Annotated in this window: 25 protein-coding genes and 3 tRNA genes; 19 read left to right on the top strand and 9 right to left on the bottom strand. The window is 59.5% G+C overall.

Features of this window, described 5'->3' with window-relative positions:
* Nucleotides 1–14: 14 nt before the first annotated feature.
* From BLT69_RS06605 to glgX, 4 genes are all read right to left on the bottom strand, one after another.
* Nucleotides 15–692 (bottom strand): hypothetical protein, encoded by a 678-nt coding sequence (locus tag BLT69_RS06605; RefSeq protein ID WP_092648669.1) that lies wholly within the window; start codon nt 690–692, stop codon nt 15–17.
* A gap of 150 nt (nt 693–842) precedes the next feature.
* A complete protein-coding gene (locus tag BLT69_RS06600) occupies nt 843–1,565 on the bottom strand; it encodes a VIT1/CCC1 transporter family protein (RefSeq protein ID WP_092648668.1) in 723 nt (240 codons plus the stop codon).
* Between the two features lie 86 nt (nt 1,566–1,651).
* On the bottom strand, nt 1,652–2,752 hold the full coding sequence (gene trpS / locus BLT69_RS06595; RefSeq protein WP_092648667.1) for a tryptophan--tRNA ligase: 1,101 nt from the start codon (nt 2,750–2,752) through the stop codon (nt 1,652–1,654).
* A complete protein-coding gene (glgX, locus tag BLT69_RS06590) occupies nt 2,745–5,099 on the bottom strand; it encodes a glycogen debranching protein GlgX (RefSeq protein ID WP_257590276.1) in 2,355 nt (784 codons plus the stop codon). Before glgX ends, trpS begins: the two co-directional genes overlap by 8 nt.
* A gap of 180 nt (nt 5,100–5,279) precedes the next feature.
* Here glgX and BLT69_RS06585 point away from each other — a divergent pair, with 180 nt between their 5' ends.
* From BLT69_RS06585 to BLT69_RS06540, 11 genes are all read left to right on the top strand, one after another.
* Nucleotides 5,280–6,080, top strand: a complete 801-nt coding sequence (locus BLT69_RS06585) for an electron transfer flavoprotein subunit beta/FixA family protein (RefSeq protein WP_058236966.1) — start codon at nt 5,280–5,282, stop codon at nt 6,078–6,080.
* Between the two features lie 2 nt (nt 6,081–6,082).
* Nucleotides 6,083–7,081, top strand: a complete 999-nt coding sequence (locus BLT69_RS06580) for an electron transfer flavoprotein subunit alpha/FixB family protein (protein ID WP_070726917.1) — start codon at nt 6,083–6,085, stop codon at nt 7,079–7,081.
* A complete protein-coding gene (locus tag BLT69_RS06575; protein WP_092648665.1) occupies nt 7,078–8,313 on the top strand; it encodes a cysteine desulfurase family protein in 1,236 nt (411 codons plus the stop codon). Before BLT69_RS06580 ends, BLT69_RS06575 begins: the two co-directional genes overlap by 4 nt.
* Nucleotides 8,310–9,542 (top strand): tRNA 2-thiouridine(34) synthase MnmA, encoded by a 1,233-nt coding sequence (gene mnmA, locus BLT69_RS06570; RefSeq protein WP_092648664.1) that lies wholly within the window; start codon nt 8,310–8,312, stop codon nt 9,540–9,542. The genes BLT69_RS06575 and mnmA overlap by 4 nt, the downstream gene beginning before the upstream one ends.
* Nucleotides 9,543–9,565: 23 nt before the next feature.
* A tRNA-Leu gene (locus BLT69_RS06565) sits at nt 9,566–9,646 on the top strand.
* Nucleotides 9,647–10,507: 861 nt separating this feature from the next.
* Nucleotides 10,508–11,338, top strand: a complete 831-nt coding sequence (locus tag BLT69_RS06560) for a hypothetical protein (protein ID WP_157886367.1) — start codon at nt 10,508–10,510, stop codon at nt 11,336–11,338.
* Complete coding sequence (locus BLT69_RS10815) at nt 11,313–11,513, top strand: hypothetical protein (RefSeq protein ID WP_070725219.1); 201 nt, start codon at nt 11,313–11,315, stop codon at nt 11,511–11,513. Before BLT69_RS06560 ends, BLT69_RS10815 begins: the two co-directional genes overlap by 26 nt.
* A 167-nt stretch (nt 11,514–11,680) precedes the next feature.
* Nucleotides 11,681–12,844: a hypothetical protein gene (locus tag BLT69_RS06555; protein WP_092648662.1), complete on the top strand. Its 1,164-nt coding sequence runs from the start codon at nt 11,681–11,683 to the stop codon at nt 12,842–12,844.
* A gap of 102 nt (nt 12,845–12,946) precedes the next feature.
* Complete coding sequence (locus tag BLT69_RS06550) at nt 12,947–13,696, top strand: TetR/AcrR family transcriptional regulator (protein ID WP_058236960.1); 750 nt, start codon at nt 12,947–12,949, stop codon at nt 13,694–13,696.
* A gap of 147 nt (nt 13,697–13,843) precedes the next feature.
* The gene (locus BLT69_RS06545) at nt 13,844–14,941 is read left to right on the top strand and encodes an MFS transporter (protein WP_307876274.1); all 1,098 of its coding nucleotides are present in this window, start codon (nt 13,844–13,846) and stop codon (nt 14,939–14,941) included.
* 108 nt (nt 14,942–15,049) lie between these two features.
* Nucleotides 15,050–15,523 (top strand): peroxiredoxin, encoded by a 474-nt coding sequence (locus BLT69_RS06540; protein ID WP_092648661.1) that lies wholly within the window; start codon nt 15,050–15,052, stop codon nt 15,521–15,523.
* 107 nt (nt 15,524–15,630) lie between these two features.
* On the opposite strand, the gene BLT69_RS11065 is transcribed toward BLT69_RS06540, so the two are convergent.
* Nucleotides 15,631–15,834: a hypothetical protein gene (locus BLT69_RS11065; protein WP_257590275.1), complete on the bottom strand. Its 204-nt coding sequence runs from the start codon at nt 15,832–15,834 to the stop codon at nt 15,631–15,633.
* Between BLT69_RS11065 and BLT69_RS11250 the strand changes: the two genes are divergently transcribed.
* The 5 genes from BLT69_RS11250 to BLT69_RS06515 all read left to right on the top strand — a co-directional run bounded on the left by BLT69_RS11250 (nt 15,745) and on the right by BLT69_RS06515 (nt 18,871).
* A complete protein-coding gene (locus BLT69_RS11250) occupies nt 15,745–16,011 on the top strand; it encodes a YbaB/EbfC family nucleoid-associated protein (RefSeq protein ID WP_371935807.1) in 267 nt (88 codons plus the stop codon). The two genes, BLT69_RS11065 and BLT69_RS11250, sit on opposite strands and share 90 nt — an antisense overlap.
* 77 nt (nt 16,012–16,088) lie before the next feature.
* The gene (locus BLT69_RS06530; protein WP_157886365.1) at nt 16,089–16,346 is read left to right on the top strand and encodes a hypothetical protein; all 258 of its coding nucleotides are present in this window, start codon (nt 16,089–16,091) and stop codon (nt 16,344–16,346) included.
* Nucleotides 16,339–17,679 carry a TNT domain-containing protein gene (locus tag BLT69_RS06525; RefSeq protein WP_092648658.1) on the top strand — a complete coding sequence of 447 codons (1,341 nt, stop codon included), beginning with the start codon at nt 16,339–16,341 and terminating at the stop codon, nt 17,677–17,679. The genes BLT69_RS06530 and BLT69_RS06525 overlap by 8 nt, the downstream gene beginning before the upstream one ends.
* On the top strand, nt 17,667–18,197 hold the full coding sequence (locus tag BLT69_RS11340; protein WP_058236954.1) for an Imm61 family immunity protein: 531 nt from the start codon (nt 17,667–17,669) through the stop codon (nt 18,195–18,197). Before BLT69_RS06525 ends, BLT69_RS11340 begins: the two co-directional genes overlap by 13 nt.
* Before the next feature lie 125 nt (nt 18,198–18,322).
* On the top strand, nt 18,323–18,871 hold the full coding sequence (locus BLT69_RS06515) for an Imm61 family immunity protein (protein ID WP_162272394.1): 549 nt from the start codon (nt 18,323–18,325) through the stop codon (nt 18,869–18,871).
* 337 nt (nt 18,872–19,208) lie between these two features.
* On the opposite strand, the gene BLT69_RS06510 is transcribed toward BLT69_RS06515, so the two are convergent.
* Nucleotides 19,209–19,281, bottom strand: a tRNA-Lys gene (locus tag BLT69_RS06510).
* 12 nt (nt 19,282–19,293) lie between these two features.
* A tRNA-Lys gene (locus BLT69_RS06505) sits at nt 19,294–19,369 on the bottom strand.
* A 167-nt stretch (nt 19,370–19,536) separates the two neighbouring features.
* Between BLT69_RS06505 and BLT69_RS06500 the strand changes: the two genes are divergently transcribed.
* Nucleotides 19,537–20,265, top strand: a complete 729-nt coding sequence (locus tag BLT69_RS06500) for a metal-dependent transcriptional regulator (RefSeq protein ID WP_058236952.1) — start codon at nt 19,537–19,539, stop codon at nt 20,263–20,265.
* 42 nt (nt 20,266–20,307) lie between these two features.
* On the opposite strand, the gene BLT69_RS06495 is transcribed toward BLT69_RS06500, so the two are convergent.
* Entirely contained in the window at nt 20,308–20,754 is a 447-nt protein-coding gene (locus tag BLT69_RS06495; protein WP_070725198.1) for an HIT family protein, read from the bottom strand.
* Between the two features lie 181 nt (nt 20,755–20,935).
* Here BLT69_RS06495 and BLT69_RS06490 point away from each other — a divergent pair, with 181 nt between their 5' ends.
* Together BLT69_RS06490 and BLT69_RS06485 are read left to right on the top strand one after the other, a co-directional pair.
* The gene (locus tag BLT69_RS06490) at nt 20,936–23,842 is read left to right on the top strand and encodes a leucine--tRNA ligase (protein ID WP_092649110.1); all 2,907 of its coding nucleotides are present in this window, start codon (nt 20,936–20,938) and stop codon (nt 23,840–23,842) included.
* Nucleotides 23,843–23,876: 34 nt separating this feature from the next.
* Nucleotides 23,877–24,824, top strand: a complete 948-nt coding sequence (locus BLT69_RS06485) for an Fpg/Nei family DNA glycosylase (RefSeq protein ID WP_092648656.1) — start codon at nt 23,877–23,879, stop codon at nt 24,822–24,824.
* 34 nt (nt 24,825–24,858) lie between these two features.
* Here the strand turns inward: BLT69_RS06485 and BLT69_RS06480 are convergent, their stop codons facing one another.
* Nucleotides 24,859–25,986 (bottom strand): glycoside hydrolase family 172 protein, encoded by a 1,128-nt coding sequence (locus tag BLT69_RS06480; protein ID WP_092648655.1) that lies wholly within the window; start codon nt 25,984–25,986, stop codon nt 24,859–24,861.
* Nucleotides 25,987–26,022 lie beyond the last annotated feature (36 nt).

The raw sequence follows: 26,022 nt of genomic DNA, 5'->3' as shown, positions 1-26,022 counted from the left end.
CCTGTCACGCTGAACTATTCAGGCTCGCTACATGTCGTAGCGAGCCAATAGTTCGCAAATTCGACGTCTCCTTGCTGGATACGGGGAATGACGTCACGGGCGTGTCCTTCACCGACTTCGGGGTTAAAACGCTGGATGACGTCAAGATCGGGGAATTTGCTGATCTGCGTCACTGCTGTGTTCACACGGTCCGCGTTTCCACTGTTCGTGGCGATAACGAATTCCTTGATCCAGGCACACTCCCAGTCAAGGGCTGCGAGGACCGCAACATCTCCTTCGGCGGTGACGACTGTGACGGGAGTGTCGGCAGACGGGTCAGTTTGCTGTGCCTGACGCATTGCTACGGGGTTATCGGCGCCGGACGTGTACTGAATGTGATCGGTGCTTACTGAATCCACTTCAGCGCCTACTGCCCATGGAAGCAGGTCGGCAACGGTGGGAGGGGTGGCGCCGGGCGGGTATTCCTCGCCCACTTGTGCCATTTCCTGCTGTGCCTGAGTGGTGATCTGCTCTGGAATATCGGCGCTTTGAGCGTATTGTGCAAGATCAGGATTGCGCGCTTCAGTCCTGTTTGCCTGCGTGCTGGGCGTGAGGACGAACAGTGCAAGACAGGTCGCTGTGATGCATAAGAGTCCTGCTGCGATCAGAAGAATGCGCGTGGCGCGCATGTGATTCGTGATGGATGTGTGCATGAGTACTGGATCACTCCCCATACTGATCGAGATTCTTCCCATGGCGGCGCGCCTATCTGACACGAGCGCAACCGTATCTGCTTTCCAACTACGTCGTTAGTATTGAGTCTGTAGTAAAGCAGTGTAGCACGGGCATCGCGATCTCGTCAATCACACCATTGACGCACTTTCCAGCAGTCGACCGATCGCGTAGGTGATGATCATTGCCGCACTGCCGGCGCACACCAGTCGCAGGACCGACCTCTGGCGCGGAGAGCGTCCCAGCCACGCGCTGATCCACCCTGTCAATGCGAGAGCCACAAATACAGACACAAAGGTTGACACGATGCGAAGCGGTGGGGGAGCCAGAACCATTGTCAGCATCGGCAGGGCAGCACCGCTGACGAATGCGATGAAGGAGCTGCCGGCCGCAGCCCACGGACTGGTCAGTGAATCCGAATCGATGCCGTACTTGAATGAAATGACGGCATTGACCGGCTCATGTGAGGACAGGTCCGAGGCAACCTGGTGCGCGCTCTCCTCGCTCATGCCGCGTTGCAGACATACCTGCTTGATCTCGTTGAAAGCGTGGCCGGGATTGCGGCTCTGTGCCACGTGCTGCAGGCGGACAATTTCGCGCTCAGTGTCACGTTGAGTGGATACCGATACGTATTCGCCGATTGCCATTGACAGTGCTGCCGAGGCGATACCGGCGATTCCGGCAATCACGATGGCATGTGTGTTCGTGGGGTCGACAGCGGCGATGCCGATCAGTAGACCGGCGATCGACACAATGCCGTCATTGGCTCCCAACACTCCTGCACGCAGCCAGTTGAGCTTGGAGGAAATGAAGCCCTGCCGTTCACTGCGCACCGCTTCGACAACAGTACTCATGAGAGCACATTATCGCAGGTCAAAGCGGGTTTCTAGCAAGGAAAAGCTGATCTAAAAATGGCCAGCTTACGCAAACCTTGGCTCGCTCAGTACACCATATCCATCGCGCGACGCACCTCAGCCAGCGTGCGATCAGCCTGCTCATTGGCGACTTCATCACCGTGATGGAGAACCTCCAGCAGGTAATCCTCGTTAGCGGCCAGCTCTTCACGGCGCTCGCGGATCGGCGCGAGGAACTCGTTGAGCGCGTCGGTCACGACTGATTTGAGCGTGCCGCCGCCACCATCGCCGATACGGTCGGCAATGGCGTGGGGATCCTCGCCAGTGGCCAGTGACGCCATCATCAACAGGTTCGACACCTCGGGTCGATTCTCCGGGTCATAGGTGATGACGCGATCAGGATCAGTCTTGGCTTTCTTGAGCACACGCGCCGTCTCATCGGCAGTCATATCCAGCTCGATCGTGTTGCCACGAGACTTTGACATCTTGTTGCCGTCGGTGCCCAGCAGCAGCGGAGTCTTCGACAGCAACGCGTCAGGGCGCGGGAAAACAGGATGCTCCTTGTCGGCGCGCCCGTAGCGGCGGTCAAAACGCTGAGCGATCAGGCGTGTCTGCTCCAGGTGGGGGAGCTGGTCCTGTCCCACCGGCACGAGGTTCGCCTTGCAGAACAGGATATCTGCGGCCTGATGCACCGGGTAGGTCAGCAGCAATCCCGACATGGCGCGACCGTTCGTCGCATCAAGCTCTGACTTGACCGTAGGGTTGCGATGCAGTTCAGACTCGGTGACCAATGACAGGAACGGCAACAGCAACTGGTTCAGTGCCGGCACTGCCGAGTGGTTGAAGATGATGCTGCGCTTTGGGTCGATACCCACGGCCAGGTAATCGGCAACGAGGCCCAGGACGCGCTGGCGCAGCGGGCCAACAGCGTCGCGGTCAGTGATGACCTGATAATCGGCCACCAGAACCCACGTTTCAACGCCGCGGTTTTGCAGTTCCACGCGGTTCTTCAACGTGCCGAAATAGTGCCCCAGGTGCAGCTTTCCGGTCGGCCGGTCGCCGGTGAGGATGCGGAATCGCGACGGATCCTGATCAATGGCTTCCTCAAGTTCAACGGATCGGGCCTTTGCCCGTTCCAGCGAAGCGTGGTTGGTGGAATTTTCAAGTTGGTCTTCACTACTAGTCACGCCCGTAGTCTACCGAATGATGAGGGGTGCGTGCTGACAACATGACGATCACGGACTGTGGCTCGATCGTCACTTCGTCCCCACAACGGACAACTTCCAGTCTGTCAGGAAGCCCGCGTTCCAGGCGCTCGATGTCTCCCTCGACGTTGATACCGCCATCGGAAGGGCACGACCAGGAGGTATCCATGACGACGTACCAGTCAGAGCCGCGCCCGCTCACCAGACGAACCGTGGCAACATCCAATGTTCCATTCACCACAACGAGGGCGTCGCGGTCACCCAGCTGATACCCCGAACGGAGCATCTGGAAGACACGGTTGTGCTCCTGAGCCCAGCCATCCTGCGCAATGTCGTGAGCGTCACGATCAAACCACCCCAGATCGGCTATGACATCGCCCTCAGCTATCCTGCCATCTGCGAAAAGGGAGGGACGCAAGACCGGATGATGACGTCGCAGGGCCAGCAGCCAGCGAACAGTGGCGAGCTGCTGCTTCTGCGAGTCCGACATGTTCCAATCGATCCATGAGATGGGAGAGTCCTGGCAGTAGGCGTTGTTATTGCCGAATTGCGTGCGCTGAAACTCATCGCCCGCCACAATCATCGGAGTACCAGACGAGGTGAGCAGCGTCGTCAGCAAATTGCGCTGGCTCCTGTGACGCGTGGGGTAAATGTCCTGCAGGAAGTCAGAGCTGGCTGGCGACCCGTTCAGCGCGTCGTGAGCGTCATCGACCGGAGTCTGCGCAATAGTGCCCTCAATGCCGTGGTTCCACGAATGATTATTCGTCGTACCATCGCGGTTCTGTTCCAGGTTCGCCATGTTGTGTTTGTGATCAAAAGCGGTCAGGTCAGCCAGGGTGAACCCGTCGTGAGCTGTCACGAAATTCACGGAGCGCCGCGGTCCGTCAAAACGGTGACCACCGTGAGCAAACAGATCAGAAGAGCCGGACACGCGTGTGGCCAGCTTCATCGGGCCGATCGCACCGCGACCCATTGCCAGGGACCTGAAATCGGAAAGCCAGAACTCGCGCACCGTGTCGCGGTAACGATCATTCCACTCAGAAAATGGTGAGGGGAAATTACCGGTCTGCCACCCGCCCGGGCCAATGTCCCACGGCTCGGCAATGAGCTTGTCCTGGCACAGGTCCTCATCGGTTCCGATCCCGATAAGCAGAGGGTGCATCGGCGCAAAGCCCGTTGAGAAGCGTCCAAGCGTGGCCGCCAGATCGAAGCGGAAGCCATCGATCCCCATTTCGCGCGACCAGTAGCGCAGTGAATCCAGCACCATTTTCATGGCCAGTGGCTCGTCCGTGTTCAGCGAGTTGCCCGTTCCCGTCACGTCGATCATGCGACGAGGGCGCCCATGATCGAATCGATAGTACAGCGGTGCATCAAAACCGCTCCACGACAGTGTCGATCCCGTTTCCGACCCTTCGCATGTGTGGTTATAGACCACGTCCAGAAGCACCTCGATGTCGGCCTGATGCAGGATCGACACCATGCCTCGGAACTCATCAATCACACCCTGAGCGCCGCGCCTGCGTGCAGCCTCGGTAGCGTACGACGGTTCAGGGGCAAAGAACGACAGCGTCGAATAACCCCAATAATTCGTCAACCCGCGTTCAATCAGGAACGTCTCATCGTGTTTGGCGTGGATGGGCAGCAATTCCACAGCCGTGATGCCCAGCTTCTTCAGATAGTCCACCGCTGCGGGGTGCGCCAGTCCTGCGTAAGTTCCCCGCAGGTCATCCGGAATGTCAGGCATATTGAGCGTGAAGCCCTTGACGTGCAGCTCATAGATCACGGTCTGGTCCCACGGTGTGCGCGGTTTGTCGGCAATGTCGAACTGCGTGGACACGACAACCGAGTGCGGCATGTAGGGTGCTGAGTTCAGGTCAGACTGTTCCAGCGGATAGGTTGCCGGGTACAGGTCCTCGTCAACGGTGTGCGCGTGAACGGCAGCCCCCATCTGGACCGAACCGGCTAGGCCGCGCCCATAGGGGTCCAGCAAAAGTTTTGCCGGATTGTGAAACATTGCGGCGTCAGGATCCCACGGGCCGTGGACTCGGAAACCGTAGTGCGTTCCCAGGCCTGCGCCGTCCAGGTGCCCATGCCAGATTCCGTCTTCGGGTCCGAGCAATGACCAGCGCTTTTCATGTGCCGTACCGTCATCTGCCAGGATGCACAGATCCACGCGCGTCGCATGGCGCGCCACAACAGCAACGTCGATTCCGCCTTCACGCGCATACACTCCGATCCGGCGAGGTGTGGGATTCGGTGAGGGGATGCGCGGTGCAGGAGCGGCGAAGTCGTGATCGGAGCTGGGCACCATGTTTCTTTTACTATCCATTTACTCTCAAACGTGTGTCAGGCAGGCACAATTCCTGTCTCGATTGTAAGTGATCACCCCCAGTCATGCGTCTCAATGACGGCTCTGACCGCGCATTTCTTCGCGAGGAGCTGAGACGCTTCTGGTGGACGTAACGTAAGCCACCACGAGGTTCGCCTCAAAGTGTGGCACGCTAAAGGCATGAGAATTGCAGTATGTGTCAAGCACGTACCTGACGTCCAATCGGAGCGTCGTATCGAAGACGGGCGGTTGGTACGCGGAGAAGATGACGTGCTCAATGAACTCGATGAAAACGCGATCGAGGCTGCCGTCTCCCTGGTCGAAGAACACGGCGGTGAAGTGATCGCAGTGACAATGGGGCCGCAGGACGCTGAAGATGCCCTCGTGCGCGCACTTCAAATGGGAGCCGACCGCGCCATCCTCGTCACTGATGAGCGTCTCGAAGGCGCAGACGTGGTCACCACGGCGCGGGTGCTGGGAGCCGCACTCGACCAGCTGCGCGAGGATGAGCCTCTCGACATGGTGATCACCGGAATGGCCGCACTTGACTCTCTCACCTCGGCGTTGCCGGCGGCACTGGCCACGATCCTGCATCTGCCATACCTGGGTCTTGCCCATCAGATGAGCCTGACGGGCGAGGAAGAAGGGCCGTGGACTGTGACGATTCAGCGCACCGCTGATGGCTTTGATGACACGCTGACCAGTTCCACTCCTGTCCTCGTGTCGGTAACCGACCAGATCAATGAGCCGCGCTATCCCTCGTTCAAGACGATGCGTGCTGCGCGTTCCAAGCCGCTCGACGAGCTCTCACTGGACGATGTGGACGATGCGTCGCTCGATGAGATTCGCCAGGACGGCGCTCCGCGTGCCATTAACGTCCTTGATGCGCAGGAACGTGAACGCGACGGTGAGGGCACGATCGTGGCCGATTCGGGAGACGGCGGTCACCAACTGGCTCGCTACCTGATGGAGGAGTGCTGATTATGGCAGAAACACTTGACCAGCCGTTGCTGGTGATGACCGACCACACGGGTGACGACGCGCAGGGATACACGCTGACCCCGGCATCGCACCAGCTCCTCACACTGGCACGCTCACTGACCACCGGGCCGATTACAGCGATCGCTCTGAACAGTGCGCCGGACATGGAGGCGTTGGGAGCGCAGGGCGTGGCGCACGTCCTGAGCCCGGACCTTGCCGGCCATTCGCCGCGCATCAGTGCTGTTGTGGCGGACGCGGTTCGAGCCTGCTTCGACCGCGTTCCAGATGCTGCCGCCATTTTGTGTGTGGCGAATTACCGAGGGCGAGAGGTTGCCGCTCGGCTGGCTGTCCAGCTCGACTCGGGTGCGGCTGTTGACGTGTCAGATGTGCATATCAGCGGCGGCGTTCTCCACGCAGCCAAGACAGTTCTGGCCGGAACATGGGAAACGACAATGGAAATCACTCGCGGCACGCCGATTATCGGTCTGCGGCCCTCGTCTGTTCAGGCCGAGGACGCAGAGACGGCGACCACGCCTGACGTGACCACCGTGCCCGTGAAGTTCAGTGCAGAAGCCGACGCCGTTCAGGTCCCACAATCCGTTCACGCCGCGGGTGACGGACGCGTGTCACTGACCGACGCAGACGTCGTCGTGGTCGGCGGGCGCGGCACCGGCGGAGACTTCTCACTGGTCGAACAGCTGGCTGACGAACTTGGAGGTGCGGTGGGTGCAACCCGCGTTGCCTCAGATGAAGGGTGGGTACCGCGCTCCATCCAGATCGGCCAGACCGGCGTGTCAGTGGCACCGTCGGTGTACATCGGCCTGGGCGTGTCCGGTGCAATCCACCACACTGTTGGTATGCAAGCCTCCGACACGATCATTGCCGTGTGCGATGACCCGGATGCTCCGATCTTTGAGATCGCTGACTTCGGCATCGTTGGCGACATCTTCGAGGTCGTTCCGCAGGCTCTGGAGGATCTGCGGGCGCGAAAGGACCAATGACCACGCCCACGCACTATCTGGATTTTGCGGCGACCACGCCGCTTCGGCCCGTTGCCCGGGAAGCCTGGCTGAAAGCCCAACATGACTTGACGGCCACCCCCGGCAACCCGTCCTCCCTGCATGCGGGTGGGCGTGCTGCCCGCCGGATGCTGGACGATGCGCGCGAACAGATCGCAGACCTGCTGGGTGTGAACCTGCACGAAGTGCTCTTCACGTCTGGCGCCACTGAATCTGACGCCCTCGCCATGGCGGGGACAGCTCGCGCGGTGCGGGCTGTCAACCCTGCACGCAGCGTTGTGGCAGTGTCCGCCCTCGAACATGACGCAGTGGCACATCAGCGCGAGGTCCTTGAACCTGCCGGATTCACGTGGCAGGTACTGCCTTCCAGCGCTCAGGGCATCACATTCATTGGCGAGCTCGACGCTGCACACCTCAGTGAGCACTTGGCGGTGGTGTCGGTGTGCACGGTGTGCTCGGAAGTGGGAACCATTCAGCCGGTTGCCCAGCTTGCCGACATATTCGGCGCTGCCGGTAATGATCCGGTAAGAGCTGCGCGTGGTCAGCGCCCCATCATTCACACGGATGCGGCTCAGGCCTTTTCATGCCTGCCGATCAGCATGGACACCCTCGGCGCTGACCTGCTGAGCATCGGGGGACATAAAGTGGGTGCGCCTGTGGGGACGGGCATCCTGGTCGCGCGGCGCGGCATCCCGTTGACAACGGACCGACCCGGTGGGGGGCATGAGCGCGGAATCCGTTCGGGAACACCGGACGTGGCGGGCGCGGTCGCCCTGGCTGCCGCGATGGTCGAATGTGTTTCCGAGCGGGATCATATGCATCGGCACTGCTCGCAGATGCGTCGCGAGATCCTTGACCACCTGCCTGAGGGCGTGTCAGCGACGGTGGGGGATGCGCCCACCGTGCCCTCGATCATTCACCTGTCGATGCCGACCGCACACCCCGAAGTGGTGCTCATGGCGATGGACCGAGCCGGTGTGATGGTGTCAGCAGGCTCTGCTTGCCATGCTGGTGTGACACGCCCATCTGAGGTGGTCATGGCTATGGACAGATCGGAACGTGAAGCACTGGGCGTGCTACGTGTGTGCGTCTCCACATCAACAACCCTCGACGATGTGCGCGCACTGTGTCAGGCTCTACCTGACGCGCTTTCGCAGGCGCAGGCAATGGACGGATTCGATGAACGGGGACATGTTGTGAAGGAGGACAGATGAGGGTCCTGGCTGCACTATCAGGGGGAGTGGACTCTGCTGTGGCGTGTGCGCTCGCTGTCGAAGCAGGCCACGATGTGGTTGCCGTTCACATGGCGCTGTCCAGCCAGCCTCAGGAATGCCGCATCGGTTCACGCGGATGCTGCTCGGTGGAGGACGCAGGGGACGCCGCCCGCGCGGCGCAGACACTGGGCGTGCCGTTCTACGTGTGGGACCTGGCAGAGGAGTTTGAACGGACTGTCATCACCGACTTTGTCGATCAATATCGCCAGGGGCATACTCCCAACCCGTGTGTGCGATGCAACGAATTCGTGAAATTCCGTGAACTGGCCGATCGCGCCCGCACCCTCGGTTTCGATGCCGTGTGCACCGGGCACTACGCGCGAGTTATCGACGGTCCGGATGGTCCCGAGCTGCATCGCGCCCGCGACGAAGCAAAAGACCAGTCCTATGTGCTGGCCATCATGGGGCGCGAGGAGCTTTCTCGTGTTATCACACCGCTAGGCGATGCGCCCGATAAAGCGTGGGTGCGTGCCGAGGCGGATCGGCGCGGACTGGGCGTGTCCAACAAACCCGATTCCTACGACATCTGCTTTATCCCTGACGGCGATACGCAGGGCTTCCTGCAGCGCGCCCTTGGCAAGGACATGGGTGAGATCGTGGATGCCGACGGCAACATCGTGGGTGAACACGGTGGATACTGGAACTTCACGGTGGGGCAGCGCCGCGGACTGCGTTTGGAACGACCGGCCGCTGACGGCAAGCCGCGCTACGTTCTGCGCACCAACCCGCAATCCAATCAGGTGATCGTCGGGCCTGCTGAATTGCTGAGCGTGGATCACATTTCGACCACCGACGTGGTGTGGATGGCGCCGCGCTCCCTCGCCACTGTTGATCAGGAGGCGACCGTCGCGTTCGGGTCTGCGTTGGCCGGACGGATGCTGGCAGATGTCCCCGAGGATGTCCTGACCGCGCAGGTGCGCGCTCACGGAACGCCCTCCGTTGTCGCCGGGGTTCATATTGACGAGGGCGACGCTGCGCCTGCACTGAGTGTGGATCTGGCTGATCCGATCCGCGGCGTGGCTCCGGGCCAGTCGCTGGTGCTGTACCGAGGTACGCAGGTGATCGCTGAAGCAACGATCGAGTCGACCGCTCGGCGGGGGAGTGTGTCCGGTGTCTCGCGGGGTGTGAGCCATGAGGGAGCTCGTGCCAGCTATAAACCGTTAGAATAGATGCCGCGTAAGATAAATGTCGCGCGCGAGTGGCGGAATTGGCAGACGCGCTGGATTTAGGTTCCAGTGTCTTTGACGTGGGGGTTCAAGTCCCCCCTCGCGCACTCTTGTGATGTATCGGGACATCGTGGACATTGTGTTGGCGGTGTCCCGGCTTTTTTGTGTGTGGCGGTGGCCCGATCCGGGGTTAATGCCCGAAATATGTGTATGGGGTGGGCGTGTCCGGTCCTCCATAAACTTCCTAATGCACTGACGCTACTGCTCTGCCAGTGCCCGGTGTGCACAAGCCCCTAAAAAGTAGCGCGAAAGTGCACATTCCCCTAGATTTAAGTGGTCGGCATGCACATACCCCTAAATCTTGGGCCTTCCCGTGCACATACCCCTAAATCTTCGGCCTTCCCGTGCACAAGCCCCTAAAAAGTAGCGCGAAAGTGCACATTCCCCTAGATTTAAGTGGTCGGCATGCACATACCCCTAAATCTTCGGCCTTCCCGTGCACAAGCCCCTAAAAAGTAGCGCGGAAGTGCACATTCCCCTAAATCTTCGTGATCCGGTTTCCGCGCTATTTCTATAACCGCTGGTCAGAGCCTTGTTCCTTGTTGGCCTACCCGGCAGCACGGAGTTTAGCTAGGGGAATGTGCAAAATTCGCTTTAAATCTAGGGGTATGTGCACCGTTGCGCGGCAGTTTTAGGGGTATGTGCACAATTTGTCTTGAATCTAGGGGAATGTGCACTGAACGATCGCGCCGCCTCGGCCGGCCCCTCTGTACGAAAGGTCGCGGGCGGAGGTTTTCGGAATGCTGTCATACTTGATCATGCTACATAAGAAGTTGGCTATGCTGTGAGTGCAGTGATGCGCGCGGATCGTGTGAATGGCGTTCGTGTGCGGCGTGTGGAGAGTTCTCGTCCCACAACTCGGGTGAATCCAAAACTTACTCGGGTAAAAGAAAGGTCACGTGAGGGCAATGAGTACGAGTGGTGGAGTTCAAGAAAGCGGCGTGTTTTCGCGGCTTGTGAAGAACCGCAAGGCTATGGTCGTGGCGGTGTGCGTCGCGGTTGTCGTCGCACTGGTGGTGGCAATTATTGGCGTGAGCGCCTACCGCTCTCATGCGGCACACCAGGCGCGCAGCGAGTTTGACGCGGCGCAGTCGGTCGCCACTGGCGCATACACGTCCCTGACGGACGCGATCAGTGGGGGCGAACAGCTGTATGCCGACTCGGAGGGCAAGGTGGCTGACGATGATTCGAGCCGTGCTGACCTTCGCGCTGCACTGGACGAGGGAGCAGCACTGACGATGCCTGCCGCCCAGTCGGGCACTACCCGTGAGCTGGCTGATGGTGCGCAGTCGTTGAACGATTCGGCTGGAGTGTTCACTGCTGCTGCCGACAAGATTGAGGGCGCCAGTGACAAGGTTCGCGCCGCGATGACCTCCCATTCGAAAGACCTGATGGTGGCTGCGCGCGACACTCTCAAGGCGGAAGTGGACAAAGCAATCAAGGTTCTGTCCGACACGACCGGCAAAGTGAGCGACGACGCGACACGCACCACGGCGCAACAAGCTGTGGACGAGGCGACAGCCCTGATCGGTCAGGCTGATGCTGTGAGCGGTGAGGCGGCTGACCCGTTCGACGAGATGAGCGTGAAGCTGACTGAGGCGACCGGCCAGGTGAAGGCTGCTGCTCAGAAGGTGTCGGATTCTCACGCCGCGTGGAAGAAGGCCGAAAAAGCCAAGGCTGCGGCCAGTGAACCTGCTGGCGACTCGGGTTGGGGTGGAGCTGACGTATTCGGAGCCTGACTACACGTCGGGCGGCGGCTACGTGGAGCCGGACTACTCCGCGCCCGCACCTGCCCCGAGCACTCCCGCGCCCAGTGGCGGGGACGAATACACGTGGGAGCTGGACGTGAACACTGACAGCGATTTCTGCGGTGAAATGGACACTAAAGGAAACGCGACCGGACGGTATTGCTAACCGTTCGATCTATTCGGGGGTCTGCTGGCTGGAATGCTGGCAGGCCCCTTTTGTGTTACTCGACTCACACGGCGCGGCGTGGGCTTCATGTTTGTCGCATTAGCGATAAGTGACGGAGGTTTTGCCGCTTCCGCCACTCTAGCTAGAGAAGAACAAGGAGTATCACAATGCAGCAGTCGACGCCCATTGGGCGAATAACAGGCCGTGTGGTCGCGATCCTCGTCGCGTTCGCGCTTGCCTGCGCCGGTGTGATAACGGCACAAAGACCCTCCCATGCGCTGTACTTCCTCGACAAGGGAATGCACATCCCGATCAGCGTGGGTGCGCAAGGAAGCGGCCAGGGATTCTGGTTCGGCCCCTGGGCATCTCCACAGGGCGTTCCAGGTGAGAACGTGTGGTGTATCGAAATGTGGAAATACAACCCGAAGCCAGAAGACAGCGCCACACTATCCAAGATGAGTGGCCCGCGCTCTTTCGCGCCAGCCGACCTGAAAGTCACCAACTCTCAGGCAGCATGGCTGCTCGACAAGTATCAGCCGACCCTGGATAAGAGACACGGCGCGGCACTTGGTTTTCTGATCCATCAGAATTTCGATCAGGACAATCTTGGACGCAACATCGCCCAGGACGTGAAAACCATGTACAACGACGTCAAGCGCGTCCAGCCCGACATCTTCTCCCTTGCTCAGGCAATGGCCACAGAAGCCCGCAATTCCGGCGGCTTCAACGCGAAAGATGCAACAGTGACCGGTGAGGGTGATCGTCAGGGCGCTATCCACAACATCGGTGCCGCCGATAACAAGGGCAACTGGATCGCCGGGGCAAACGCGAAAGTCACGCTGTCGGGTCCGGCTGTCTTCACGTCAACCGGCACGAACGTGTGGACCGGCAAAACGAGTAACAAGCCGATCAGCCTGGAGTGGCGCTCCACCGGAAACGGAACGGTCTCATTCGCAGCTCGATACAGTAAGGTCTCTCCTTACTCTCTGAACAAGGTGCATGTCAGCGGCCAAATCCAAGACACCGTCACCTACCCACCCAAGTTCCCCGGCGACCCTGAAGAAATCAACAAGCCTGTGCCGCACTTCGAAGTCATCTTCGACTTCCAGCCCCAAGCCACCACCGTGGCCGACCCCAAAGTCGGTGACAACGGCACCATCTCCGACAAGGTCACCGTCATGGCAGACCCCACCTACGGAGACGGCAAATGGGTCCAGATCGACGGCACATACGTGCCCGTCACCTTCGAAGGCACCGCTTACCACACCGGCATGACAAAACCCACCGTCGCCGACACAGGACCGAGCAGCGCCGGAGCAAATTGTTGCTGAATATGCGCGACACACTGTCCGAAGCGGCCTCAAGCTTGGCGCTGCTCAAGAGCCCTGATGCTGGTCAGCAGCTGTCTATCGCAGCGGAATTTGCGCGCTGACATGCTGGACGGTTGTCCCGACCTGTGTGCGACGAACGATGAGGAGGAAGGACTTGTGGGGCCTCCCCGTCGATACATCATGCAGATCGTGGACGACGACGGTATCGACGCACTGACCATGCGACGGCTCGGACGCGATCTCGGCGTCGATCCGATGATGATCTACCGGCATTTTTCCAACAAGGTGGCGGTGCTTGACGGCCTGATGGAGGTCATGTGGCGCGACGTCACCGTACCGGCAGCCGCCCAGACAACACCTTCGTGGCGCGAGCACCTGGTCGCTGTGATGCACACTTTGAGACGCGCATTGCTCAGACACCCTCGTGCCATCTCAATCGTCGGCACACGCCCCGCAACCGGACCGGAACTATTCGCCCTGATGGAACGCCTGCTGACGTCTCTCGCGGAGGCAGGAATGCCTGTGAACTCCCAGGCCGCTGACCAGCTGAACGCTCTGGTGAACTACACGGTTGGCCATGTCCTCGCAGAGGCGGGGGAGCCAGTGGGCGGCGAGGCCGACCAGATGAGCCACCAAACGGTACTTCCAGCCTCGTTTCCGCACCTCGCAGCCGTGTTCAACAGCGGGTGGCGCTACGATGCAGACCGTCAATACGACTATGCGCTGCGAGCAATGGTGTACGGCTGGAGCGAAGCTACGAGGGAGGCCGACGGCGCACTGACCGAGGGAAAGAGCACGAACGCCGAGGGTGGCGCGACTGCCTCGCAAGCCATGTTGGATGGACGCGACTGAGATGAGTACCGCTGCACCCACCGGCACGCCTTCTCCAACCGACGCGCCGCCACCAACTGGCGGGCCTCAGGGGCTAACTCGTCTGCACCGACCAGTACTCCGACGCTTACCAACTCACACGAACGCGAAGGCCGACGCCGCTTCGCCCTGATCTGGCTGGCGCAGCTGATCGCCAAGACTGGCAACGGCTTGACACCGTTCGCTCTGACCATCTATGCCTACCAGCACACCGGCTTGAGCACGTCGGTCGCGCTGATCACGCTGGCAGGGTTCCTGCCCGCCGTCCTGTTGGCACCGCCCGCCGGAGTGCTTGCCGATCGATTTGACCGCATACGCCTGATGGCGATCGGCAATATTATCTGCGCCGTTGCACTTGGTCTGGTGTGGGCAACAATGCGCATGGCCTCAGACAACATGGAAGCGCGCGAACCTGCAGATCACACACAGCAGGCGGGGCAGACGCTGCTGCGCGTGCAGGGCCTGACGAAGACCTTTTCGACGACGGAGCCGCCCACGCAGGTGCTGCGAGGCATCGACCTGGAGGCGCCGCGCGGACAGTTCGTCGCCGTGATGGGTGCGTCAGGTTCAGGGAAGTCCACATTGTTGTATTGCATGAGCGGGATGGATCGACCCACCGGCGGTTCCGTCGAACTGGCAGGGCATGAGCTCACCGAGTTGAACGATCAGCAGATGAGCCACGTGCGCCTGCACGAGATGGGTTTCGTTTTCCAACAGGCGCACTTCCTGAAGAACTTTACGATTCGCGACAACATTGCGCTGCCCGCCTTGAAAGCTGCCGGACGGTCAGGGACGAGGGCGGCCGAGGAACGCGTCGACGCACTGATGGAGCGATTCGACATTGGTGCAGTAGCTGATCATGAGATCACCCAGGTATCCGGGGGACAGCTCCAGCGCGCCACCATCTGTCGCGCACTCGCCACCCAGCCATCGATCGTGTTCGCTGACGAGCCAACCGGTGCGCTGAACACCTCCATGACCGGTGAGGTGCTGGAGGCGCTTGAAGAAGCACATCAGGATGGCACCACCATTGTCATGGTGACACATGACCCGGTGTGCGCTGCGCGCGCGGACCGGATCGTCTACCTGCGTGACGGGGTGATCGTGGATGCCATTGACAGCAGGAAACTCGATAGGAGGCACGAGGGCGACGCGGCTGACCGGGATGATTACCAGGCGGCCAGGACAAGTGAATTGATGAGATGGCTGCAGTCCAAAGGATTCTAGCGTTGCCGTGATACGGCAGGATGGTTCCTTCATGAGCGCTCGCAGCGGGCGTGACCTACAGTGGTGGATGACGACGGACAAATACGGCGGACACATGAGGAGGCTGCCATGGCTGAACTGAAGGTGGGGGACAAGGCTCCTGAATTCACTTTGGATTCCACGCACGGCACTGTGTCACTGACTGACATGCTGGCTCGTGCTGCACGCGGCGTGGTGGTGTACTTCTACCCGCGTGCGTCCACGCCCGGATGCACTACCGAGGCGTGCGATTTTCGTGACTCGCTGGCCTCGCTGCAGGGGGCAGGCTATGAGGTTGTCGGAATCAGCAAGGATGACATGGCGGCGCTGGAAAAGTTCGAGGCAAACCAGTTACTGACATTTCCGCTGCTGTCAGATCCGGAAGGCACCGTGATCGACGCCTATGGGGCCTTTGGCGAAAAGATGAGTTTCGGCCGCAAAATTCTGGGACCAAAACGTTGCACATTTGTCGTCAACCCTGACGGCACGATTGCCCTTGCACAATATGGCGTCAGGGCTTCAGGTCACGTCAAGCGTCTGCGCAGGGAACTCGGCATCGACTGAGTCGTACAGCGACGGTCTGCGCCTGCAGGTTTGGAGGGCAGGTGCCCGTGTCCCAAACGAGGCGCGACAGCTCTGTGCGCGTGTCGGCTGAAGGTGTGACGTGTGTTTCATGGACGGGATGACGTGCAAACTCGTATATACGTTGTGTGGATGAATTTGATGAGGCGCATGATGCGGTTGACTGTCAGGTGGCGGGCGCTGAGCGTCATGCCCAAGCGGCGGTGAGTTTTCAGCGCCGGGCTGAGGATACGTGTGGGAGTGGTTCGAGCCGTGATCGTATTGTCACGGTGCATGTGGATCACAGTGGTCATCTTGACAGGATTGAGTTCGCCGCCCAGGTGTCGACCTTGTCGAAAAGCCAGTTGACGTCCAGCGTGATGGAGGCGTACAGGGCAGCGTTGAGCGATGTGCGCACCCAGATGGTTGCTGTGGCCTCAGAGATCTTCGGTGCTGATTCGCCGACCGTGCGAAAGCTTGCGGACCAATGACGGGCGATCTGCGTATTAACACTGACCAGCTTGATGAGCACCGGTGTCATGTCGCTCACGTGGGGCAGGGAATTCAGATGGCCCGTGATGCGTCCGTTCAGGTCGGTGTGGGTGATGGCGCGTTCGGCGTATTGTGTTCGCCTTTTTTGGTCCCGCCCCTGTCGCTGGTGGAAGGTCAGGCGCGTGACGCGCTGTCAAGCGCGTCGAGCGCGTTGGACCGGCTGTGCAGTCAGCTGGGTATTGCTGTGGAGGATTTTACTGCTCACGAAGACGAGCTGACACGCTCCTTCAACAATGAGGTGAGCGTGTGGGGGAAGCGAGGTCGGCGTGGCTAATCCTTTGGTGGCGCAGCGTCAGGACTCGACCAGCCCGCTTGCCGGCACGTTTCTTCTTGAAGACGGCGAGCAGCTGGTTGGCGCGTTCAATTCAGGCAGCTGGGTCAGTGGCGGTATGGCTGCGTTCGCTGCTGTAGGTGATGCGGCCAGTTTTATCGCTGACCCGATCGGTTCGCTGATCGCGATGGGTGCCGGATGGGTGCTTGAGCATGTTCACCCTTTGGATCAGTGGCTCGATGAGTTCACTGGTGATGCGGATCAGGTTGCGGCCTATGCTCAGACGTGGGGCAACATTAACACTCAGCTGTCCGCGTGCTCCCAGCAGTTGGCCGGGTATACGCGCTCTGACCTGTCATCTATGAGCGGGCAAACCATCAGCGCGATCACCGTCTTGGAAGCCGACCTGGGCAAGCTGATTGAGCAGGCAGGCAAGTGGGCCAGCGCGATGGGGCAGGCTCTTAACGTCGCTGCCACGCTTGTTCAGATTGTTCACGACCTGGTGCGTGATGCTCTATCTGAAATCATCGGCAAGTTCGCATCCGCCATTATCGAAGCGGTTGCCACCGCTGGGCTGGGTATTCCCGCTATCGCGGCGCAAATATCCACCAGTGTTGCCACGATGACATCCAGGATCAGCACAACTGTTCACAAGGTCATTGATTCAGTTAAGAATCTTAAGGGGCTGCTCGGCAAGCTCACCGAGTTGTTCAGGAAGTTCTCTGACACCCTCAACAGGCTCCTCCGCAAAGGCGCAGACACACCCTCGACACGCATCAACGCTTCTGCCCCTCACGTAGACCCAGCTCAATATACCGAGTTTTCCTTGCATCGCTCCGACGCAACCCCCCATTGGGACACAAGCCCCGCACCATTTGGGAAGAACGCGCACGGAGAGCCGTATCCGACCTACGACGCGTGGGCTTCAAAGAATTTAAACTCGAGAGGTGTTCCGAATTATAGATTTCAAGATACAAACGGCGCCTTGCCTGACTCAGTTGTGCGCCATAGCAGCCTTCAACAAATCAAGGAAAAGTATGGACGATTCGTCGACCGGATCGGTCATCCAGGGGGACAATTCGTCGCATCGGCACCTGAAGGCCGTCATATTCCATTTGAAAAGCGATCAATGCCGCCTCCGAAAGCTCATGACCGTCTCTACGGTTATCAGCTGGGTGAACTGCCTCGTGGCTACTCTGTTGAAGAGGGTACAATCGCCCCCGCATTAGGATTTGAAGACGGAGGTAAGCAATTCATCTTCTTAAATGAACGAGGTGAAATGGTGTCAATTGCAGAGTGCATAGAGAAAGGAATTCTCCTCGAATGGATACACTGAGTTTCGATGAGTTACGGCCTTTAGCTGAATGCCGATGGGCCCGATTTGCACTCAACGAGGTAGCACATGAATCTGTCACGCTGAGCTACGACTATGGCGACCCCGCCCTCCACGTGGTACACCACAACGACGGATCTTTCGCATTCGGTTCAAGCGGTCGAGGTGGTCCTATTTCCTTCTCACTTGTCACTATGGACGCACAGATTGCCCTACGCTGGCTTATCTTAAACGCCAGCTTCCCCTATCGATACGCTCGCGCCTACCTGCAGTTCTCCATTCCTCACCGAACTAGTCAGATACGGGAAGGATATGCTCTCCACCGCTTGACGCGCACACTTTCGACTCTGCGAGCTCCAGATGGCGAACTTCTGCCGATGAAGATGAGCGACGACCTTGTACATGACGTCTCCCAATGCGTGCGCTACTCTCACATTCATGACATAGAGGTACACGACCTGGTCGATTCAGTGACCAACGCAAACGGAGAACCTTCGCTTTCCCAATTCCTTGCCCCTTAGAGCCAACGCAAGAAAACTCTGAGAGCGGAGGCTCCACCCGGAGCTGGATGGCTCTCATATGTTCAGACCGTATAATGAAGGATAAGACTCCGTCACATGTCTTAAGAATAAGGGATGATGCAATATTGACGCTCACGAGTCTTGATGAGCCGTTTTTCGAGGAGCTGTCGAAGCTGGCGGAAAGTTCAGACGCTCTTTTCATGCGCAATGTGTTCCATCCTCGTTCGATCAGTATCAGTCATGCTGGGGATCCGGTCTATCACGTGGCTCAGCTTGAGGATGGGCAGTTCGCATACGGAGAAAGTACGCGAAACGAGGATATCCAATTTACGTTCTTTTCCCCGGATCTTGACCTGGTGACACGCTGGTTCATCTACCAGGCGGGCGAATCATTCCGCTGGGCGCAACGCGACTACCCATCCATGTACATTCCCTGCTACACCTACGAACAGCGCCCTGGTTATTCCCTCGTGGAAATCAACAAATTTGACTACACGCTTCAGACACCCGACCGCGGAATCCTTCCCATGCTCATGAGCGATACGTTGACCAATGACTACTCGCGTACGGTGGAGTTCTCCTATGTCTGTGATATTCCGGTTCGGGATCTTCTTGACTCTTTTCTGGATCCTGATGGTCATCCAGCCCTCGAAGCATTCGTTGTCGAGGAATAGCGGGTGTGAGGGTGGTGTGAGGCTGTGTCGTTGATGAGTCTTGATGAGCCGTTCTTCGAAGAGCTGAGGCCGCTGGTGGAAAGTTCGGACGCTCTTTTCATGCGCAATGTGTTTCATCCGCACTCGATCCAGCGTCAGCTACTCGAACGGGGATCACGACAATCGCCTCGCCGATCTCGATGACGGGGATGCGCATTGAGACGCCAACCATGGCCGACCCTCGGCTCACTCTGCGCAATATCTGTGCAGGCTTTGGTGTCGACCGCCAAGACGTGCACGTGACCGAAGAAGCATGAAGAGGTGACAAACTCTCTCGGAGGAGCGGAAGCATAAAAAGTGCGCCGTGAGGGAATCGAACCCCCAACCCGCTGGTTAAGAGCCAGCTGCTCTGCCAATTGAGCTAACGGCGCATGAGTTACAGGTGGTGCGCCGTGAGGGAATCGAACCCCCAACCCGCTGGTTAAGAGCCAGCTGCTCTGCCAATTGAGCTAACGGCGCTACGTCTCGTAACGAAGTAATACTGTACTCGTGTCAAGGGGCTTCAGACAACTTGAAAAGTAGGCGATAGGACACATCTGCAGGACGCATGCACAGGCGCGCATGGGCATCTACAGTAAGAACCGGAGCGCCAACGCGTCTTTGACACTGACAAACCTGGAGGGCTGATGGAACACCACGACGATCTGCGTGACGTGCCCATCACGCAAATGACGCAGGACTACTTGAAGACTATTTACTCCGCAGGGGAGTGGAGTGGTGCCGGAGTATCGGTGAACGATCTTGCCGCCAGAATGGGGGTCGTCGCATCAACGGCATCTGAAAACGTCAAAAGGCTCAAAGACCAGGGGTTGGTTGAACATGAGCCATACCACAAGGTTCACCTGACCGAAAAGGGCCGCGCAATAGCAGTAGGTGTGGTGCGTCGCCACCGCCTCCTCGAAACATACCTGTACGAAAAGCTCGACTTTGAGTGGGACGAAGTTCACCGAGAAGCAGAAATCCTTGAACATGCGGTCTCCGAGACGCTGCTTGAGCACCTCGACCGTGCGCTTGGTTTCCCGATGCGCGACCCACATGGCGACCCGATTCCGGCTCCTGACGGCACTCGCCTGGCTCCCGGTATGATGCCGCTGTCTGACGTTGTCGAAGGAACTGACACGGTCATCGTGCGAATCTCAGATGGCCATCCGCAGATGCTGCGCGATCTGGCCAGCAGGGGGATCGCCCTGGATGCCCGTATCACGGTGGTGCGCCGCTCACCTGCGCTGGGAACACTCACACTTGACGTGCGTGAATCTGGTGAAGAGCGCGCGCATACCGTCGAAATCGGTGACGTGGCCGCAGATGCCATTTTCGTAGCCACCGACCCGGATGATCTTCACGTCGAACAGTAACGGGCGCAATCGCGCGCCAACTGTCGCAGCCGCGCACCCGAGCTAGCTCAGGGAAGCTGACCCCATCGACGGCGGCACGTTCGCCTCGTACCCCAGGCCCACCAGTGCCTCACGCACCCTCGTCGTAGCATCGTCGAGGGCATCATCACTAGCCTGAGCAGCATTGGCGAATGCAATATCTGCTTCCGACTTCATGGGGACCACATGCAGATGGGTGTGAGGTACCTCAAAACCGGCAATGATCAGGCCGGCTCGTTCCACGTCGAAGGCTTCGATCTGTGCTCGCCCAATGATGTGAGCCACGCGCATCAGGTGCTCGGCAACCTCCACCGGCGCGTCCGTCCACGACGGGTAAGGGTGGCGCGGCACCACCAGCATGTGACCAGCGCGGATCGGCTCAATGGTGGCAAAAACAACACAAACGTCGTCAGCCCATGCGAAGCGTCCCGACCATGTTCCATCAATGATGTTCTCAAATGCTGTACTCATGGCTCTATTGTCACCCATCTTGCGCCCGCATGGGCCACCCTCGTCGCGATACCCCTCCGCACCTGCGCCCGATCGTACGCTGAACGAATCCGGTAGCCAGTGGCGCGATGAGATACCCTTAAGTGGTTGGCAACAGGCCAATTTGACGAGCATGACCGAAGAATTCGAGAGGGATCCATCAATGAGCCAGAATCAAGGTTCGGAGCCGGAATTCCGCTACACCGCACAGATGGCCAACGCCATCGAAGACAAGTGGCACAAGCAGTGGGATGACCGTGGCACATTCAATGCCGATAACCCAACCGGAGACCTTGAAGGGCCACTGGCGCAACTGACCCCTTACTTCCTGCTCGACATGTTCCCCTACCCGTCAGGCAAAGGCCTGCACGTTGGACACCCACTGGGCTATATCGCCACTGACACGATCGCACGTTTCCAGCGCATGCGCGGCTTTAACGTGCTGTACACGATGGGATTCGACGCATTCGGTCTTCCCGCTGAACAGTACGCCATCCAGACCGGCCAACATCCGCGCATCACGACATACGACAACATTGCGAATATGCGTCGCCAACTGGCGCGCCTGGGACTGTCGCACGACAAGCGCCGCTCATTTGCTACAACCGATGACCTGTTTGTGCGTTGGACGCAGTGGATCTTCCTGAAGATCTTCAACGCGTGGTATGACACTGAAGCGACGAACCCGGCCGGCACGAAAGGCTGCGCCCGTCCGATCAGCGAACTGGAAGACGAATTCCGCTCCGGCACGCGCCCGATCGCCACATCTGAGGGCGAGGAAACATTCGACAAGGCGTGGGACGATCTGACAGCGGTCGAACAGGCCCGCGTGCTCGATTCCTACCGCCTGGCCTATATCAACGAGGCGCCCGTGAACTGGGCTCCCGGCCTGGGCACCGTGCTCGCCAACGAGGAAGTCACCGCCGAGGGACGCTCCGAGCGCGGCAATTTCCCAGTCTTTACCAAGCGCATGCGCCAATGGATGATGCGAATCACCGCCTACGCTGACCGCCTGGACGCTGACCTGGACACAGTGAACTGGCCGGACAAGGTGCGCTCAATGCAGCATCACTGGATTGGCCGCTCCACCGGCGCGCGCGTCACATTTGACGCTGACGGCACGCGGCTCGATGTGTTCACCACCCGCCCTGACACGCTTTTTGGCGCAACATTCATGGTCGTTGCCCCCGAACACCCCCTGCTCGGGGACGAGGGCGACGCTGCTGACCTGAACGTGCCTGCTGAGTGGCCCGATGGAACACGCGAAGCGTGGACAGGTGGATACGCCACACCAGCTACGGCTGTGAAAGCCTACCGTGAACGCGCTGCACGCATGACGGATGCGGAGCGAACCGCCGAAGCAGGAGAGAAGACAGGCGTGTTCTCCGGGCGTTTCGCCACCAACCCTGTTAACGGCACGAGCATCCCGATTTTTGTGGCCGACTATGTCCTGATGGGATACGGCACCGGCGCGATTATGGCTGTGCCCGCGCACGACCAGCGTGACTTTGACTTCGCACGTCGTTTCGACCTGGACATCATCACCACGATCACCCCACCCGAAGACTTCGACCGCGACGAAGCCGCGTGGGTCGGTGACGGTGTCATCACCAACTCGGCCAATGAGGAAGTGGACCTCAACGGTCTGGGCAAGGAAGCAGCCATTGAGCGCATCACACAGTGGCTGGAAGAACGCGGCCTGGGCAAGAAAACCGTGACGTACCGCCTGCGTGACTGGCTGTTCTCACGTCAGCGCTACTGGGGTGAACCGTTCCCCGTGGTGTATTCGGCTGATGGCCGCGTGCACGCGCTGCCTGATGAGATGCTCCCCGTCACCCTGCCGGAAATTGATGACTTTTCGCCGCGCACATTCGATGAGAACGATGCTGCGTCTGAGCCGGAAGCACCGCTGGGTCGGGCAACGGACTGGTTGGACGTTGAACTGGATCTGGGTGAAGGCAAACAGACGTATCGTCGTGACACGAACACCATGCCGAACTGGGCTGGCTCGTGCGCTTACGAAATCCGTTACGGCGACCCGAATAACACCGAACATTTCGCTGATCCGGTCAATGAGCAGTACTGGATGGGGCCGCGCAACCCGGGCGAATCCGGCGGTGCAGACCTGTATGTCGGTGGCGTCGAACACGCCGTTTTGCACCTGCTGTATGCGCGTTTCTGGCAGAAGATCCTCTTCGACCTGGGATACGTCAGCGCATCTGAGCCGTTCCACCGGCTGTTCAACCAGGGCTACATCCAGGCCTACGCCTACACGGATTCACGCGGCGCATACGTGCCGGCCGATGAAGTGACGGGCGACGAGGAAAGCGGATTCACCTGGAAGGGTGAGCCCGTCACACAGGAATACGGCAAGATGGGCAAGTCCCTGAAGAACGTTGTCACACCTGACGAATTCGCTCAGGACTATGGCGCGGACACGCTGCGAGTGTATGAGATGTCGATGGGACCGCTGGATATTTCCCGCCCGTGGGAGACGCGAGCCGTCGTTGGATCTCAGCGCTTCCTGCAGCGCCTGTGGCGCAATGTCCTCGATGAAGAAACTGGTGAGGTCACTGTCAGTGACGAATCGGCCGATCTGGCCACGCGCAAACTGCTGGCCCGCACGATCGCGGATGTGACGGTTGAGTTCGAGAACCTGCGCATTAACACCGCCATTGCCCGCATGATCGTGTTGAATAACCACATCACGTCGATGGATGCGGTACCGCGCGAAATCATCGAACCCCTGGTGCTGATGGTCAGCCCTGTTGCGCCGCACATCGCTGAAGAACTGTGGCACAAACTGGGGCACGGTGAGTCGCTCGCACGTGAACCGTTCCCGGTCGTTGAGGACGAATCACTGCTCGAAGAAGAAACGATTACTGCGATCGTGCAGGTCAACGGCAAGGTTCGTGCCCGCCTCGATGTATCGCCCTCAATTGACGAGGACGATCTGCGCACTCGCGCGCTCGACCTGGAGCCGATCCGCGCCATCCTCGATGGACGTGAGCCGCTGAAAGTTATTGTGCGCGCACCTAAACTGGTGAACCTGGTTCTGCCGAAGAACTAGCCGCGCACTGCCAGATTGGTAGTGGCGAGAACCTATGCCTGAAGGCGACGTTATTCATGCTCTGACCCGCACGTTCGACACGCTGTTTGTCGGACGTGCGGTCCGGGTGTCATCGCCGCAGGGGCGCTTCGCCGGCGGAGCACGCCTGATCAACGGCAGGATAGTGACGTCGGTTCGTGCGCACGGCAAGCATTTCTTCATGCAGTTGAGCGCGCCCGGACCGGTACGCGAGGGACACCCCGACGGTACGCAGGTGGCATATACCGACGACCTGTGGCTGCATGTCCACCTGGGTCTGTATGGGTCGTGGCGTTTATATGGCGGTGAATCGGTGGAGGTTCCGGTATCGATCGGAGCTCCGCGGCTGGCTGGCGACAGCGGCACAACGGACGAGTACGGCCGATGGACTCCACCCGAGCCGGTTGGCCAGGTCAGGGTCCGCATCGAAACAGATGACGCGGTCGCCGACCTGTCAGGTCCCAATCGCTGCGAAGTCATCACACCTGATGAACAGCGCCAGGTGCTGCGGCGTCTGGGTCCCGATCCGCTTTCACCCCACGCGCTGACTCGTCCCGACCTGGAGCGCGCCTTCATCGATGCGATCCGCTCACGATCGCGCACCATCGGCGAACTGGTTATGGATCAGTCTGTGATTGCCGGCGTTGGGAACATTTACCGCGCAGAATCGCTCTTCATTACGGGGATTCATCCCAGACGCCGAGGCAACCGAGTGGCCGAGGCGCGCCTGAGCCTGCTGTGGAAAACGATCTGCCCACTCATGGCACACGGCCTTGAAGTGGGCAGAATCGAAACAGTGAGCGACGAGGATGCTCCGGAACCACCCCTTGAGGGTGATCCTGAAGCATCACGCTGGTATGTCTATCACCGCACCGGTAGGCCGTGCCTGCGTTGCGGCACTCCCGTTGCGGAGGATCTGATGGCTACGAGGCGTCTCTTCTGGTGTCCGAGCTGTCAGCGCTAGGCAAAAGCCCGACGCTGACAGGAAGGCTATGACACTAGGCCAGGTCAGTGGCCGGAGCTGCTCCCAGGTGGACCTCCATGGAATCGTAGGTCGGCGCCTCGGGACGGTTCGTGACCGGACGATCCAGGTAGAACATGGCGGTCGAGGCGATGTCGTCATGCAGCGGCAGGTAGCGGCCACCTGAACGCCAGCCCAAAGCCTGAATGTCGACGCGCGGCAGTCCCTTGGAGAAGTGGATTGCATCCTGAATATGGAAGCGGTACATTCCGAAACGCTGATTGGCGATATACAGGCCATCGGGGCGGATGACCTGCGGCATTCCCAAATACGGCGTGGAGAACGTCGTGTATCCGCGGCCGGGGACATCGAAGTTCCAGGCACCACCGAAATAATCCTCAGTGCCGGTGCCACAGATCGTGGGATAGTCAGTGTCGTCGTCCATGTAGAACTTGATTTCGCCTTCGCCCCACCAGCCATTGTCATTGACTGACCATGCGATGTAGGTGCCCACGTAGTGCCCTTGGCCCTCGATGTTTTCCAGAATCGGGTGTGTGGTGAGCGTCGGCAGGGGGTTGGAGCGGCGCCACTGCGCATGGAAGTAGGCGATATCGTCCTTGGCGGCTGCGCCGTCAGCGGCGGATGAGTCACCCTCGTCAATGTCGTAGGTGATCTGGTAGTAGACGCGGGCATCCTCGTCGGAGGTGTTCTCCAATGTCAGGCGAGCACCGGACTTGAACGGCATGGGCCAGTAGGAGTTGAAACCACCGTGCGGGTTGGCGGCGATCGGAACAGAATTAACCTGCGAGAACACGGACCAGCCATTGCAGAAGAAGTCGCCGTAGGGCACCTCAACGGCAGGTTCGTCACTGCCGTCCCAGTAGCAGCGGAAGACCAGGCGACGCCACAGTGAGGTGTGAGCGGTCATCCAGATATGAGTGATGCATCCGGCACCTGAGATGTTGGCCAGCTCGAATGTGCCGCGAGCCGGAACGTCAATACTGGGGGAGATCTTCCACGTGGATCCCAGGTCGCGTGCACATTCCGCACCGGTTCCCTCGGTCGCGCGGCCGCCACCCCCAGGTGTGCCGTCGAAGTTTTCCGGAGAGATGGAGCGAGTGGCTACGTTGCGAATTGTGGTCAGACCTGTCAAGGGGGAGAGCATCGTTGATCGCCTTTCCTGAGAAAATATCACAATGTG

It is taken from the genome of Schaalia radingae, from assembly GCF_900106055.1.
GTDB lineage: Bacteria > Actinomycetota > Actinomycetes > Actinomycetales > Actinomycetaceae > Pauljensenia > Pauljensenia radingae_A.
The sequence above is the reverse complement of the archived record's forward strand: the minus strand, read 5'-3'. Positions and strand labels throughout refer to the sequence as shown.

Excerpts from the sequence above, each read along its gene's own strand:
- BLT69_RS06605 (WP_092648669.1), bottom strand. The coding sequence starts at position 692 with ATGCACACATCCATCACGAATCACATGCGCGCCACGCGCATTCTTCTG.
- BLT69_RS06600 (WP_092648668.1), bottom strand. The coding sequence starts at position 1,565 with ATGAGTACTGTTGTCGAAGCGGTGCGCAGTGAACGGCAGGGCTTCATT.
- glgX (WP_257590276.1), bottom strand. The coding sequence starts at position 5,099 with ATGGATAGTAAAAGAAACATGGTGCCCAGCTCCGATCACGACTTCGCC.
- BLT69_RS06585 (WP_058236966.1), top strand. The coding sequence starts at position 5,280 with ATGAGAATTGCAGTATGTGTCAAGCACGTACCTGACGTCCAATCGGAG.
- BLT69_RS06580 (WP_070726917.1), top strand. The coding sequence starts at position 6,083 with ATGGCAGAAACACTTGACCAGCCGTTGCTGGTGATGACCGACCACACG.
- BLT69_RS06575 (WP_092648665.1), top strand. The coding sequence starts at position 7,078 with ATGACCACGCCCACGCACTATCTGGATTTTGCGGCGACCACGCCGCTT.
- mnmA (WP_092648664.1), top strand. The coding sequence starts at position 8,310 with ATGAGGGTCCTGGCTGCACTATCAGGGGGAGTGGACTCTGCTGTGGCG.
- BLT69_RS06560 (WP_157886367.1), top strand. The coding sequence starts at position 10,508 with ATGAGTACGAGTGGTGGAGTTCAAGAAAGCGGCGTGTTTTCGCGGCTT.
- BLT69_RS06555 (WP_092648662.1), top strand. The coding sequence starts at position 11,681 with ATGCAGCAGTCGACGCCCATTGGGCGAATAACAGGCCGTGTGGTCGCG.
- BLT69_RS06550 (WP_058236960.1), top strand. The coding sequence starts at position 12,947 with ATGCTGGACGGTTGTCCCGACCTGTGTGCGACGAACGATGAGGAGGAA.
- BLT69_RS06540 (WP_092648661.1), top strand. The coding sequence starts at position 15,050 with ATGGCTGAACTGAAGGTGGGGGACAAGGCTCCTGAATTCACTTTGGAT.
- BLT69_RS11065 (WP_257590275.1), bottom strand. The coding sequence starts at position 15,834 with ATGACCACTGTGATCCACATGCACCGTGACAATACGATCACGGCTCGA.
- BLT69_RS06530 (WP_157886365.1), top strand. The coding sequence starts at position 16,089 with ATGGCCCGTGATGCGTCCGTTCAGGTCGGTGTGGGTGATGGCGCGTTC.
- BLT69_RS11340 (WP_058236954.1), top strand. The coding sequence starts at position 17,667 with ATGGATACACTGAGTTTCGATGAGTTACGGCCTTTAGCTGAATGCCGA.
- BLT69_RS06500 (WP_058236952.1), top strand. The coding sequence starts at position 19,537 with ATGGAACACCACGACGATCTGCGTGACGTGCCCATCACGCAAATGACG.
- BLT69_RS06495 (WP_070725198.1), bottom strand. The coding sequence starts at position 20,754 with ATGAGTACAGCATTTGAGAACATCATTGATGGAACATGGTCGGGACGC.
- BLT69_RS06490 (WP_092649110.1), top strand. The coding sequence starts at position 20,936 with ATGAGCCAGAATCAAGGTTCGGAGCCGGAATTCCGCTACACCGCACAG.
- BLT69_RS06485 (WP_092648656.1), top strand. The coding sequence starts at position 23,877 with ATGCCTGAAGGCGACGTTATTCATGCTCTGACCCGCACGTTCGACACG.
- BLT69_RS06480 (WP_092648655.1), bottom strand. The coding sequence starts at position 25,986 with ATGCTCTCCCCCTTGACAGGTCTGACCACAATTCGCAACGTAGCCACT.